We start from the raw sequence: 14,260 nt of genomic DNA, 5'->3' as shown, positions 1-14,260 counted from the left end.
GCGCTTCAAATATCGTCAGAGGCATCACCCCCTTTCGTGCAAAGCCTGTACACGATTGGTTGCAGCTTGCTAAAGAGAGTGCGCCGACCACCCAAAGGACCTGTACTATTGTCTTCCCAGTATACCATCTTGTGAGCGGTTGCATTCAACTTCAGAAAAGATAGAAAAAAAGACGGTTGTCTGCCGGGCGGTTCTTTTGGGGATCACCGGTTTCTTGCGTTACTATGAAAGAGAGAAATTTCTGACTATAACAAAGGCAGGGTGATGGTATGAATATTGTAATGTTTGGAGCAGGAGCGCTTGGCGCGTATTATGGTGGCCGATGGGCGGAAGCGGGACAAAATGTCTCTTTTTTGGTACGGGAAAAAAGGAAAAAGCAAATTGAGGAGCAGGGGCTTATCATCCATAGTGTAGCCGGCGATTATCAGCTGGACCACCCCAAGCTGATCGTTGATCCCGACGAGGCAGAAGCATGTGATCTTCTGGTGCTTTCGGTGAAAGGCTACCATTTAAATGAAACACTTCCTGTTTTAAAAAAGTTTGTTGCCAGGGGAGCACGTGTCCTGCCGTTATTGAACGGGATCGAACACATTTACAGGCTTCAGGAGGAACTCGGTGAAGAGGCCGTGCTTGGCGGATTGGCATTTATCATTGCGACCCTCAATGAAAAGGGGCATGTCGTACATACGGGCGACTCGCATGATATTGTTTACGGGCCGCTCCATCCATCTCAGGAAAATCTGTGCAAAAAATTGGCGCAGGTGATGCAAAACAGTAACATGAACGGAAACCTGAGCCGCACGATCAGTAAAAGTCTTTGGCAAAAATATATGTTTATCACTGCTTTTTCAGGAGTAACAACGGCAGCCAACCTGCCGATCGGAAAAATAAGAGAACAAAAGGATACACTGTTGCTGTTCCGTTCGGTGCTTCAGGAAATGAAAAACCTGGCAAACACATTCGATATCGATCTGAGAGACGAGGACATAGAAGAAACGATGAGCAGGGTCGGCGGCCTCTCCTTTGAGGCTACTTCCTCCATGCATCAGGACAGGCGAAAAGGCTTGAACCTTGAAGTTGATCATCTTCAGGGAGGAGCGCTCCGGCTGGCCAAACAAAGCGGGCTGAGCCTTCCCCATATCGAAACACTGCATGCATTGATCAAGCCTTTTGAATCAGGCAATTTCACAACGGGAACAAAGTAAGCGGCCTTTCAAAAGGCACGTATAGGGTTTAGCATAATTTGCGTGTGGAATAACAAAAAAGTAAATGCTATAATCGTAATGTTTGTTAAAAGAACAACGATGCCTGGCATTTCAAATAGAGGAGTGATGACTGTGGAACTATGGTTCACGGAAAAACAGACGAAAAACTTTGGAATTACTGCTAAGATCAAACGTACATATGTGACGGAGCAAACAGAATTCCAAAAGCTTGATATGGTAGAAACAGAAGAATTCGGAAACATGCTTATTCTGGACGGAATGGTTATGACCACCCAGAAAGACGAGTTTGTTTATCATGAAATGGTTGCCCATGTGCCTTTGTTCACCCATCCGAACCCAAGACAGGTGTTGGTTGTTGGCGGCGGAGACGGCGGCGTAATCCGCGAAGTATTGAAGCATCCTTCTGTTGAAAAAGCAACCTTGGTTGAGATTGATGGAAAAGTGATCGAGTATTCCAAGCAATATCTTCCGGAAATTGCTGGTGAGCTGGAAAACTCCCGTGTGGAAGTTAAAGTGGATGACGGCTTCATGCATATCGCAATGAGTGAAAATCAATACGATGTCATCATGGTGGATTCTACTGAGCCAGTAGGACCTGCAGCCAAGCTGTTTGAAAAAGGATTCTATGAAGGAATCTCCAAAGCGTTAAAAGAGGACGGAATTTTCGTAGCGCAAACGGACAATCCTTGGTTTACTCCTGAACTGATTTCTAAAGTATTCAAAGACGTTAGCGAGATCTTCCCGATTACCCGTCTCTATACTGCGAACATCCCAACGTATCCAAGCGGACTTTGGACATTTACAATTGGTTCAAAGCAATACGATCCACTTGAAGTCAACGAAGATCGCTTCCATGACATCGAGACGAAATACTGGACAAAGGAACTTCACAAAGCATCCTTCGCGCTTCCGAAGTTCGTTGCAGATCTTATTAAATAAGCAATTTGAAAAAACAGATTGTTGCCTTAGGAGATGATCTTCATTGATCAGTTGATTGCAGTGGAAGGTGCGAGATCCTTGAAATCAACCACTCCCAAGAGCAACAAAGGTCTGCAGAAAGAGAAAGGGGCAGATGACGCCATGAGATTTGAAGAAGCCTATTCCGGCAACGTATTTATTTTAAGCAACCCCCATTTTGAAACAGCTGATGCTGTACTTTATGGAATGCCAATGGACTGGACAGTATCTTTCCGACCTGGTTCCCGCTTTGGTCCGGCAAGAATCCGCGAAGCTTCCCTGGGGCTTGAAGAGTATAGTCCTTATGCGGACAAGCACTTGGAAGAAGTGAACTATTTTGATGCAGGAGATATTCCGCTTCCATTCGGAAATCCGCAGCGAAGCCTGGATCTCATTGAGGAATACATTACAACTCTGCTGGATGCCGGGAAATTTCCTCTTGGCATGGGCGGGGAACACCTTGTATCATGGCCGATTTTTAAAGCATTGAACAAAAAATACGATGATTTTGCTATCATCCACATTGATGCACATGCTGACCTTCGTGAACAATATGAAGGCGAGCCGCTTTCTCACTCCACCCCGATCCGCAAGGCGTGCGGCCTGATTGGAGCTGAGAATGTTTATTCGTTTGGCATTCGTTCCGGAATGAGAGAAGAATTCCAGTTTGCCAAAGAGTCAGGCATGCACATGTACAAGTTTGATGTGGCAGAGCCGTTACGTAAGGTATTGCCGACACTGGCGGGCCGCAATGTTTATGTCACCATTGATATAGATGTCCTTGATCCCGCTCATGCACCGGGAACAGGAACAGCAGAAGCAGGTGGAATTACGTCAAAAGAACTTCTTGAAGCCATTCAGCTGATTTCTGAATCCGATGTAAAGGTCATTGGAGCGGATCTGGTCGAAGTCGCTCCGATTTACGATCCTTCCGAGCAAACCCCAATCGCAGCCAGCAAATTCCTTCGTGAAATCCTGCTGGGATGGGTGAATAAAAAGTAACGTTTCGATAAAAGACGAAAAACCGGATGACCGGGCTTTCGTCTTTTTTTGTCGAAAAAAGTTACAGATTTGTGTCAATTTTGGTATAGTTAAACCAAATGAACGCCGGACATGGAAAGGAATGGGAGGAATGGAAAACAAGCTTATACAATCTCCAATGCCATTTATGGATCAATTGTCCGATGCCGTATTGGTATTAACCAGGGACTATTTGATACAGGAGATGAATGTGGCAGCACAGCAACTGACCGGTAAATCAAAAACAGAGATGCAAGGCCTCCCGATTTCGAAACTCCTTCCAGATTTTAATGGGCAATTACAGGAACAGCGGGTTGTCGTACCGGAAAATTTGCAGCAGGTGGTTGTCAAACTTGATGAGCTTGGTACAGACAGCGACTATCTGGTTTGCATTCTCAAACCCTGCATGCAGGATGACGATCTGGAAACCCAGTGCGATCCCCAAAAAGATTTGCTTGTCAGCCTGACCCATATCGTGCCCGATTTTATCGGGATAAAGGATGGAAGTGGCAAGTTTGTCTATGCCAATAAATTTGCAGGTGAACTGTTTGGCTACTCTCATGTCGGATTTATCGGAAAAACAGATGCGGACCTTGGACGATTGATTCCCTGCTTCAAACCTGTATTTGACTATTGCATTCAAACCGACGAAACCGTGTGGCAGGAACGGAAATTGAAGCGGTGTCTCGAAAAAATCCAGATGCCTTCAGGTGACCGGGTATTTGACGTGTACAAAATACCTATGTTTACTGAGGAAGGAAAACGGAAAAATCTGCTGGTCTTTGGACGGGAAATCACAGACCAGGTTTCTTCCCACGAAAAGTTGCTGGAAAGCGAATCGCGATACAGATTGCTCGCAGAGAATTCGACAGACATGATTTCCACGCATACGATTGACGGTAATATGCAGTATGTTTCTCCTGCCTGCGAGCAGTTGCTTGGATATACATCGCAGGAACTGCTGAAGAAGAAAGCATTTGCCCTTTTTCATCCGGATGATATACGCCGTTCGCTGGAAGCACATGAGCAGCTCCTTGATGGCAAAGAGATTGGCAACTTTCAATTAAGACTGAAACATAAAAATGGGGAATTTCGATGGGTGGAAGCTGCCTGCCGCGGAATCAAGGATGAGAAAACAGGAGAAGTGATTGAAATCATCGCGGTTACCCGTGACATTTCCGAGCGACTGGAAGCGGAAGAACTGTTGAGAAACTCTGATAAGCTTTCCATCGTTGGCCAGCTGGCGGCTTCGGTGGCCCATGAGATCCGCAATCCGCTCACCGCGTTGAAAGGATTTATACAGCTTTTCCAGTCAAAAGGCATCGTGGATTGTGACAAATACTACGGAATTATGCTCGATGAACTAAACCGTATTGAACAGATTATTACGGAGCTTTTGATTCTTGCTAAACCCCAGTCAAAGACAGTGGAGAATAAAGACATTAAAGAGCTGATCCATTACGTTGTCGCACTGCTCGACCGCCAGGCGCTCATTCATAACGTGCATATTGTGTGCGAATTGGAGGAAAGGATGTCCCTCGTTCAGTGTGTGGAAAATGAGCTGAAGCAGGTCTTCATCAATCTTGTGAAAAACGCAATAGAGGCGATGCCGGATGGAGGCATTATTCATATCGACTGCGTGCAAAAAGGAGCAGAAATTGAAGTGACAATCCAGGACCAGGGATGCGGCATACCGCCGGAGAGCCTTGAAAAGCTCGGTGAACCGTTTTATTCCACGAAAGAAAAAGGAACCGGGCTCGGGTTAATGACCAGCTTCAAAATCATTCAGGAGCATCAGGGGAAAATTGATATTCAAAGCCATTCGGGCAAAGGGACGATCGTAAGGATCATACTTCCGACCGCTTAATGCACTTTTCGTATAGAGAAGTGCATTTTTTCGTTCTAAATGACAGGGTAAGGTTGAAGAATTAGGGAAGAATCCTTTATAATAGTTGAGTTATATATAATGAAGCGTGATGCAGAGGCTATTGAAAGCTCTCTGTTTGAAATAGATTTTAAATTAAAAGGACGGATCCGATATGGATGGACAAGGTGCAGGTATTGCGGTCAATTTAACACTTGAAACCGTCATACAGCATGCGCATGAAAAAGACGTACATACAGGGGAGGCTGATGGGACGCTGTATAAAAAAGGAGACAGCACCTATCTCAGGTATTCCGAAGTTATAGAGGGGGCTGGATCGGTCAACAATGTGATTAAAATGAATCATGAAGGCATTGTGATCCTGAGAAGCGGCAGTGTAACCATGAAGCAGAAGTTTCTGATCGGACAGACCACCCAGGGAATGTATGATACGCCTTATGGCCAGCTGTGGATGGAGACCACCACACATCAGATGAATTTCCGCTGGAACCAGCAGGCAAAAAAAGGTGACTTAACCCTGAATTACGGGCTTGTATTACAGGGAGAGGATACAGGAAGATATACAATAAAAATAAAATTTCAGGAGGCAGAAGCATGAACGTTGTAGATCAGGTAAAACTCCTTTTAAAGCAGGAGATTGAGGAAGCGGTAATAAAAGCGGGATTGGCGGAAAGAGAGCAGCTTCCTGAAGTCGTTTTGGAAGTACCCAAGGATAAATCACATGGGGACTATGCGACCAATATGGCCATGCAACTGGCGAGCATCGCGAAAAAAGCGCCTAGAGTGATCGCGGAAGAAATTCTTCAAAACTTCGATAAAAGCAAAGCGTCCATCAGCAAGCTTGAAATTGCAGGGCCTGGATTCATTAACTTTTATATGGATAATGCCTATTTAGCTGATTTGATTCCTGCGATTCTGGGAGCAGGAGAGAATTACGGAAGAACGGATTACGGGCAAGGCAAAAAAGTACAGGTCGAGTTTGTATCGGCGAATCCTACGGGCAATCTTCACCTTGGCCATGCGCGTGGAGCGGCTGTAGGTGATTCTCTGTGCAATATTCTAAATACTGCCGGGTTTGAAGTTTCCCGTGAATTTTATATCAATGATGCAGGAAACCAGATCAATAACCTGGCCTATTCCATCGAAGCGAGATATTTTCAGGCGCTGGGGCAGGAAAAGGAAATGCCTCAGGATGGTTATTTTGGAAAAGACATCATTGAATTTGGGAAGGACCTGGCTGCGGAATACGGAGATAAGTGGGCAACAGCGGACGAGAAGGAACGGTTTGATTTCTTCCGCAAGTATGGTCTTGAAAAAGAGCTGGAGAAGATCAAAATCGACCTCGCCGAATTTCGGGTGAATTTTGATGTCTGGTATTCTGAAACCTCTTTGTACGAGTCCGGCAAAATTGACAAAGCACTCACGAAGCTGAAAGAAGCGGGTGTGGTCTATGAAAAAGACGGTGCAACCTGGTTTAGAACGACCGACTTCGGAGATGACAAAGACCGTGTATTGATCAAGAATGATGGTTCCTATACCTACTTGACTCCTGATATTTCGTACCATCAGGACAAGCTCGACCGCGGATTCGAGAAATTAATCAATATTTGGGGAGCTGACCACCATGGCTATATTCCGCGTATGAAAGCAGCGATTGAAGCGCTCGGGTATAGCCGTGAGCAGCTTGAAGTATTGATCATTCAGCTTGTATCCCTCTTCCAAAACGGGGAAAAAGTAAAAATGAGCAAGCGGACCGGTAAAGCTGTTACGCTGAAAGACTTAATGGAAGAAGTAGGCGTGGATGCGACTCGTTACTTCTTCGCGATGAGAAGCTCTGACACGCATCTTGATTTTGACATGGATCTCGCGGTTTCAAAATCTAACGAAAACCCTGTATTTTACGTTCAATATGCGCATGCCCGCGTATGCAGTATGCTGCGTCAGGGAGCTGAAATGGGCTTATCCTATAATGGGGAGCTCGACCTGTCCCATATTTCTTCTGAAAAAGAGTTTGAACTGCTAAAAAAGCTTGGAGAATTCCCGGCAGCGGTTGAAGAAGCAGCCGAAAAAATGCTGACACACCGAATGACCAATTATGTTTTCGAGCTGGCTTCCGCCCTGCACAGCTTTTATAATGCGGAGCGAGTGCTGGATGCCGATAACAAAGAAAAATCCACTGCCCGGTATGCTCTGATGAAAGCCACGCAAATTGCAATTAAAAATGCTCTTCGCATGGTTGGGGTTTCGGCACCGGAAAAAATGTAAATCATAAATGTTCTTAAACCGGCTGTCATCGCAGCCGGTTTTTTATTGACCTCTTTAGGGAATAGGGATAAAGCCTCCGCTCACAGTACACGCTAGAACAGAGGAGGGATCGAACGTGAAACTGGTCATTTTATCACTTATAACCGGTGCAGTTGTTGGCATCATTTTTGCTCTGTTCAAACTGCCGATTCCTGCACCACCTGCACTTTCGGGTATCGCCGGGATTATTGGGATTTATATCGGATACCAGCTGTATCAATGGGCTCTTTCCCATTTCATAAGGTAAACCGAGGAGGACACGGCAGTGGAACAACGAGTGTGCACCTTTTATGAAGATTCAGGATCAGGCCAGCCGGTTGTCTTTATTCATCCTCCGGCGCTGACATCGCGAATCTTTACGTATCAGCATCAATTTTTAAGCACTTCTTCACGGGTAATCACGTACGATTTGCGCGGACACGGAAATACGCCATCCCCGAGTGATGTGGTATCCATCCCTTTGCTGGCGGAGGATTTGCTGGCATTGATGGATCAATGCGGTGTGGAAAAAGCGGTAATCTGTGGATATTCGGCGGGAGGATCCATTGCTCAGGAATTTGCCTTGCGGTATCCTGAACGCGTCAAGGGACTTGTGCTTTCAGGCGGCTTCCCCCAAGTGGCTTCATGGCTGCTGCAAAAAGAATTCCGGCTTGGAATCTACTTGGCAGAACACCACCCCGGCGTATTGGTGAACGGGCTGTCATGGACGCATCAAGTCACTTCTCAGGACGGCAGGGAAATTAAGGCTGAATGTAAAAAAGGCAGCCCAAAACTTTGGCGCCGACTTTATGAAGAAAGCCTGCATTACAGCTGCACAAAGCGGTTGCCTCATTTGAAAATGCCGCTTCTGTTATTTTATGGATCACGTTCTTTTTATTTTCTGCCGTTTCGCAAGGTGTATCAGAAACTTGTCCCTCACGTGAAAACCATCATTGTTCCAGGGGCATTTCACCAGATCCCGGTAAAGCAGCACCAATACTTCAACAGTGAGCTGTCACGATGGCTGACAGAGATTAAATAAGGAGCGTGCCGCCCGTCAATCTCTTGATTCCGCGCACCTTGCTCAAATCCTGAAGCAGCTGAATGAGAGCCAAATCCTTTTGTTTGGCTTCAATCATCACATCGAGCTCGTCGGTATAGTCTTTCACCATTTTCAAAAAGGGCAGCACATATTCAGGGCTTACGAAGTCATGGTGGCTTCTGTAGGCCTTTTCTGTTTTTGGTGAGGAAAGGTGAACTTTGGGCGGGCGTCCCGTTCCCTTCCACGTGTCGATAAAACGTGGAAGGAGCTCCTCTAAAGGCACAGAGCTTGGATTGGCCATATGATGATGATAATCAAACATCATTGGAATGCCTTCCTTCTCACAGATATCCAGAGTTTCTTCAGTGGTATAGGTTTTATCGTCATTCTCCAATGTCATCGCTTTTTTTACAGGAGCCGGAAGTTTTTTGATATTTTCATAGAATCGTGCGATAGATGAGTCTTTATCTCCATACGTTCCGCCAACATGAATATTGATTCGTGCTTCCTTTTCCAATCCCATGGCTTCGAACATTGCATAGTGATATTCCATGTCTTTAACGGCATTGTTGGTCACCTGATCCCTTTCACTGGTAAACAGCGTAAACTGATTAGGGTGCATGCTCACCCGAAGGCCATTGGCTTTCACAAGGTCACCGATGGCCCTGAATTCCTCACGGGTATGCTTCAAATAATCCCAATTAACCTCAGGGTGAGTGGCGAGTGGAACAATCGAAGACGACATCCGGTACAAGGGAAATTCGGAAGCAATATTATAATGAACAATCCGGAGTGTGTGTTTTAAGTTGGTTTTTGTTAGCTGAATCAGCCGCTGTTTCCGTTCTTCTTTTTCCAGCTTGGACCAGGTGGCAAAGGTCATCGTTTTGGATGGCGATGAATCGAAAAGGGTAAGAGCGGTAGATACGTAGCCGAAAGATGCAATCATTAGAGCAGCTCCTTAACTCGAGTAGTACTAATTCATTCACCAAATCAGAATTCAGTAAACAAAACTTATAAAAAAGGTGAAAAAACTTTAGAAAACAGGATTTTTGCTTTTTTCCAATACGACATCCGCTCCCAGACGGTCATAGTGAGGGTCTCCGAACGGTCCAGATCTTCTTTGATTGCCTTTTTTGCTTCCTCAATCAGACCACGGTCTTCAAATATGCAATTGACCTCCGAATTGGTAAAAAAACTTCTCTGATCAAAGTTGGCTGTTCCAATATCGCAAATTTTATCATCCACCAAAAAAACTTTCGCATGAAAAAAACCTTCATAATATTCTTCAATGATGCAGCCTGCCTCCAGCAGGTCTTTAAAATAAAAATACGAAGCTTCCTTGACCAGCAGATGATCTGACTTCATGGGCACAAGCAGGGTAACCTCTACCCCGCGCTTTATGGCATCAAGAAGCGCATTCTGAAGTGCTCGGTCAGGAATAAAATAGGGAGAACCGATGGTGATGCTGATTTGAGCCTGATTAATTTGCTGCAGACAAAAAGAATAAATATCTTTGGCTGAAAAAAGGGCGGTGATTTTGACTGGACCTTCTTCAAGCTCTGGAAAATACCCGCTGCCGCTGATTTTTTCACCGCTGGCTGTTTCCCAGTCCATCATAAATTGTTGTTGAAAGGTATGCATAACCGGTCCGCTCAGCTGCAAATGATAATCCCTCCAATAGCCAAGTTTCGGATCCCTGCCTAAATATTCATCTCCCACATTGAATCCGCCCATAAACCCCCTGTTTCCGTCGATAATTGTAATTTTCCGGTGGTTTCTGCGGTTCAGCTTATAAAAAAAGTAGGGAAAACCAGGCGTAAAGCTGTAGGCAAATTGAACGCCGGCCTTTTTTAATTCCCGAATCGCCTTCTTTTTAAGAAAAAAACTGCCCATATAATCCACCAAAAGCCGGACATTGACGCCTTCTTTTGCTTTTTTCTTCAGAAGAGTGGACATCTCCTTACCGATGCAGTCCTCGTGGTAGATATAAAACTGAATATGCACATGATGGCGCGCCTTTTCAACTTCCTCGAACAGCGTATCGAAAAATTGTGTGCCTGTGGTCAGCAGTGCGGCATTTCCGCTGCACGGGGAAGGCGTTTTGATCTCATGCCGCTGAACGTTTTTTCTTCCCAGGTAAAAGTCGAGCCAGATAAAAAAGAACAGAAACAGTAATAGGATAAGAACAATAACAATAACAGCAACCACAATTTCCCTCCTTTTCATAGGATCAGTGGTGTTTAGTCTTTCCAAAAGGCACAGAAAAAATTTTTTAAATAATATTGACTGAATGCTCATTCATTTCTTTTTTATGATATAATGGGTTCAGAAAATTCAACCCTTTTTGAATAATAAATCAAGATGTGCCATGGAAAAGGGGAAGCTACAGACAAAGGTGAAGGGAGCATAATGATGAACGGCCTGCTGATTTTAAACTGGATTGCCTTTATTCTTGTAACCGCTTACGCCATTTATTTATTTGCCTATGTGGTCAAAACGCGGTATGAATTCATCAAAATGGGAAAAAAAGTGGAATTCGACCATACTGTCCAGGAACGCATAAAAGCGGTGCTGGTTAATGTGTTCGGTCAGAAAAAGCTTTTAAAAGATAAAAAGAGCGGTGCAATCCATGTCATGTTTTTCTATGGATTTCTCCTCGTTCAATTTGGTGCGATTGATTTTATTTGGAAAGGGCTTGCGCCTGGATCGCACCTGCCGTTGGGACCGGTTTATCCTGCTTTCACGTTTTTCCAGGAAATCGTTACGTTTGTGATCCTGGTCGCAGTCGTATGGGCGTTTTACCGCAGATATGTGGAAAAGCTTGTCCGTCTGAAACGCGGATTTAAGGCAGGGCTTGTCCTGCTTTTCATTGGCGGTCTCATGCTTTCGGTACTTCTTGGCAATGCCATGGAAATTCTTTGGCACAATCTCGAGCTTCACTGGACCGCACCCATTGCCTCAGGCCTGGCCTCTCTTTTTGGCTGGTTGCCGGAGCCTGCAGTTGTAACTGTGTTTTTTATCGCCTGGTGGGTTCACTTGCTGTTTCTGCTGACCTTCCTCGTCTATGTTCCGCAGTCAAAGCATGCGCACTTGATCGCGGGCCCGCTCAATGTGTGGCTTGGGCGAAAAGATAAAGTAGGAAAGCTGTCATCCATCAATTTTGAGGATGAAACGCAGGAAGTGTTCGGGGTTAACCGAGTGGAAGACTTTAACCAGAAGCAATTGGTTGACCTGTATGCCTGTGTGGAATGCGGACGCTGTACCAATGTATGTCCGGCGACCGGAACAGGCAAAATGCTTTCGCCGATGGATATGATTATAAAAATAAGAGATCACCTTACAGAAAAAGGAGCAGCTGTCACCTCACGCACACCATGGATGCCTGCATTTGCTTTTTCAAATACGAGAGGCAATCAAATTGCTTTTGAAGCAGCAGGAAAAGGTGCTGCAGCGAAAGAAATGGCTGCAGCCACTGAAGGCAGCTCAGCCCTTAAATTTGAGTACAATATTGAACTGATCGGGGACGTCATGACCGAGGAAGAGATCTGGGCATGTACAACTTGCAGAAACTGTGAAGATCAATGTCCTGTTATGAATGAGCACGTGGATAAGATTATTGATATGCGGCGCTATCTTGTTCTCACGGAAGGTAAAGTGGATGCTGACGCCAAACGCGCCATCCAAAATATCGAAAAACAAGGAAATCCATGGGGAATCTCGAAGAAAGAAAGAGAGAACTGGAGGGAGCTTCGCGAAGACGTTGCCATTCCGACAGTTAAAGAAGTGGAGAAGGCCGGGGAAGAGTTTGAATATCTGTTCTGGGTCAGCTCAATGGGAGCTTATGATAACCGAAGCCAAAAGATTGCCCTTGCTTTCGCGAAGATCATGAATGAAGCAGGTGTGAAATTTGCCATCCTCGGCAACAAGGAGAAAAACTCAGGAGACACACCAAGACGAATCGGAAACGAGTTCTTATTCCAGGAAATTTGCACCAGCAACATCGCACTGTTTGAAAAACACAATGTAAAGAAGATCATTACGATTGATCCTCACGCGTACAATACGTTTAAAAATGAGTACCCTGAATTCGGTTTTGATGGAGAAGTATATCATCATACCGAGCTTTTGGCAGAGTGGGTCAAGGAAGGACGGATTACGCCGAAGTTTGAAGTGGATGAAGTCATTACCTACCATGATTCCTGCTATCTCGGCCGCTACAATGAGGTTTATGAGCCACCGCGTGAGATTTTAAAAGCCATTCCGGGTGTAAAGCTCGTTGAAATGAACCGCAATCGCCAAAACGGCATGTGCTGCGGCGCCGGCGGAGGCATGATGTGGATGGAAGAGAAAGCCGGCCAGCGTGTAAACGTGGCCCGAACCGAACAGGCGCTTGAGGTAAATCCGACCATGATCGGAAGCGGCTGCCCGTATTGCCTGACCATGCTAAGTGATGGTACAAAAGCCAAGGAAGTGGAAGATCAGGTACAAACGCTGGATGTCGTTGAGATTCTTGAACGTTCCCTATTCCAGCCTGAAAAACAAGTCATCCAATAAAAAGAGCAACCTGCTGTCCTTTGGGCTGCAGGTTACTCCTTGGAAAAGGATCGACCGAGCGTTCGCTCAGTACAAGTTGAAAGCGTTTACTATAAGGGAGGTAATCAGAATGGCGAAAACCGTAATTGTCAGTGGTGTCCGTACACCCATTGGAAAATTTGGAGGAGGGTTAAGAACACTGTCGGCTTCCGATCTTGGCGCAGTGGCCGTTAAGGAGGCGCTAAAGAGAGCGAATGTTAAAGCAGATCAGGTGGGTGAGCTGATCATGGGCTGTGTGCTTCAAGGCGGACAGGGGCAAATTCCTTCACGCCAGGCTGCCCAAAAAGCAGGACTGCCCTGGGAAGTAAAGACAGAAACCATCAACAAAGTCTGTGCATCGGGGATGCGGAGTGTCACCATAGGGGATCAGATTATACGTGCGGGAGATGAAAACCTGATTGTGGCAGGTGGAATGGAATCCATGAGCAATGCACCATATATTCTTCCAAAGGCGCGTTGGGGTTACCGGATGGGAGATGGCCAGGTGAAAGACTTGATGACGCATGACGGCCTTACCTGTTCTTTTACAGGCGTACACATGGGTACCTATGGAAACGATGTGGCAAAGGAACTGGAAATCTCCCGGGAAAAACAGGATGAGTGGGCATTGCGCAGTCACCAGCGGGCCGTAGCCGCTACAGATAACGGAACGTTTGCTGAAGAAATAATTTCTGTTGAGGTCCCTCAGCGAAAAGGAGATCCGGTTGTTGTTTCAGCTGATGAGGCACCAAGAAAGGATACTTCTCTCGAACGGTTATCCAAGCTGGCTCCAGTTTTTTCTGCTGATGGAACCATATCGGCAGGAAATGCTCCTGGCGTAAATGACGGGGCGGCGGCACTTGTTCTTATGTCAGAGGAACGGGCCAAAAAAGAGGAAAAAGAAATTATGGCCACCATTCTTGGTCATACAGCCATTGCGGTGGAAGCGAAGGATTTTCCGAAAACGCCGGGTCTGGTTATCAATGAATTGTTGAAGAAAACAGGGAAATCCCTGGAGGATATTGATTTGTTTGAAATTAACGAGGCGTTTGCGGCTGTTGCATTGACAAGTGCGGAACTGGCCGGGCTTGATTTGGAGAAGGTTAATGTAAACGGCGGTGCGGTGGCACTGGGACACCCGATCGGAGCCAGCGGCGCAAGAATCATTGTGTCATTGATTCATGAGTTAAAACGCCGGGGAGGCGGACTCGGAATTGCATCGATCTGTTCAGGAGGCGGGCAAGGCGACGCAATCCTGCTTGAAGTGAAGTAAAT

12 protein-coding genes are annotated in these 14,260 nt (G+C 45.8%); 10 read left to right on the top strand and 2 right to left on the bottom strand.

The window, feature by feature from the left end; genetic code table 11:
- Positions 1-269 precede the first annotated feature (269 nt).
- The 8 genes from BLT53_RS20785 (at position 270) to BLT53_RS20750 (ending at position 8,413) form a co-directional block, all read left to right on the top strand.
- Complete coding sequence (locus tag BLT53_RS20785; protein WP_090238165.1) at positions 270-1,205, top strand: ketopantoate reductase family protein; 936 nt, start codon at positions 270-272, stop codon at positions 1,203-1,205.
- Between the two features lie 132 nt (positions 1,206-1,337).
- Positions 1,338-2,165, top strand: coding sequence for a polyamine aminopropyltransferase (speE, locus tag BLT53_RS20780; RefSeq protein WP_090238162.1), 828 nt, complete (start codon positions 1,338-1,340; stop codon positions 2,163-2,165).
- A gap of 141 nt (positions 2,166-2,306) precedes the next feature.
- On the top strand, positions 2,307-3,185 hold the full coding sequence (gene speB / locus BLT53_RS20775; protein WP_090238495.1) for an agmatinase: 879 nt from the start codon (positions 2,307-2,309) through the stop codon (positions 3,183-3,185).
- Between the two features lie 130 nt (positions 3,186-3,315).
- A complete protein-coding gene (locus BLT53_RS20770; RefSeq protein WP_170834457.1) occupies positions 3,316-5,070 on the top strand; it encodes a PAS domain-containing sensor histidine kinase in 1,755 nt (584 codons plus the stop codon).
- Between the two features lie 172 nt (positions 5,071-5,242).
- Positions 5,243-5,686 carry a YwiB family protein gene (locus BLT53_RS20765; RefSeq protein ID WP_090238156.1) on the top strand — a complete coding sequence of 148 codons (444 nt, stop codon included), beginning with the start codon at positions 5,243-5,245 and terminating at the stop codon, positions 5,684-5,686.
- Positions 5,683-7,353: an arginine--tRNA ligase gene (argS, locus tag BLT53_RS20760; RefSeq protein ID WP_090238154.1), complete on the top strand. Its 1,671-nt coding sequence runs from the start codon at positions 5,683-5,685 to the stop codon at positions 7,351-7,353. The genes BLT53_RS20765 and argS overlap by 4 nt, the downstream gene beginning before the upstream one ends.
- Positions 7,354-7,468: 115 nt before the next feature.
- Positions 7,469-7,639 carry a XapX domain-containing protein gene (locus BLT53_RS20755; RefSeq protein ID WP_090238151.1) on the top strand — a complete coding sequence of 57 codons (171 nt, stop codon included), beginning with the start codon at positions 7,469-7,471 and terminating at the stop codon, positions 7,637-7,639.
- Between the two features lie 18 nt (positions 7,640-7,657).
- Entirely contained in the window at positions 7,658-8,413 is a 756-nt protein-coding gene (locus BLT53_RS20750) for an alpha/beta fold hydrolase (RefSeq protein ID WP_090238148.1), read from the top strand.
- On the opposite strand, the gene uvsE is transcribed toward BLT53_RS20750, so the two are convergent.
- The gene (gene uvsE, locus BLT53_RS20745; RefSeq protein WP_090238145.1) at positions 8,406-9,359 is read right to left on the bottom strand and encodes a UV DNA damage repair endonuclease UvsE; all 954 of its coding nucleotides are present in this window, start codon (positions 9,357-9,359) and stop codon (positions 8,406-8,408) included. The genes BLT53_RS20750 and uvsE overlap by 8 nt on opposite strands.
- A 65-nt stretch (positions 9,360-9,424) precedes the next feature.
- Positions 9,425-10,621 (bottom strand): cardiolipin synthase, encoded by a 1,197-nt coding sequence (cls, locus tag BLT53_RS20740; protein WP_244520525.1) that lies wholly within the window; start codon positions 10,619-10,621, stop codon positions 9,425-9,427.
- 204 nt (positions 10,622-10,825) lie between these two features.
- Here cls and BLT53_RS20735 point away from each other — a divergent pair, with 204 nt between their 5' ends.
- On the top strand, positions 10,826-12,967 hold the full coding sequence (locus BLT53_RS20735; RefSeq protein WP_090238489.1) for a (Fe-S)-binding protein: 2,142 nt from the start codon (positions 10,826-10,828) through the stop codon (positions 12,965-12,967).
- A gap of 109 nt (positions 12,968-13,076) precedes the next feature.
- Positions 13,077-14,258 carry an acetyl-CoA C-acetyltransferase gene (locus BLT53_RS20730; RefSeq protein WP_090238142.1) on the top strand — a complete coding sequence of 394 codons (1,182 nt, stop codon included), beginning with the start codon at positions 13,077-13,079 and terminating at the stop codon, positions 14,256-14,258.
- The last annotated feature ends 2 nt before the right edge of the window (positions 14,259-14,260 follow it).

Source organism: Fictibacillus solisalsi (genome assembly GCF_900103485.1).
In the GTDB taxonomy this organism is placed as follows: Bacteria; Bacillota; Bacilli; order Bacillales; family Fictibacillaceae; genus Fictibacillus_C; species Fictibacillus_C solisalsi.
The sequence above is the reverse complement of the archived record's forward strand: the minus strand, read 5'-3'. Positions and strand labels throughout refer to the sequence as shown.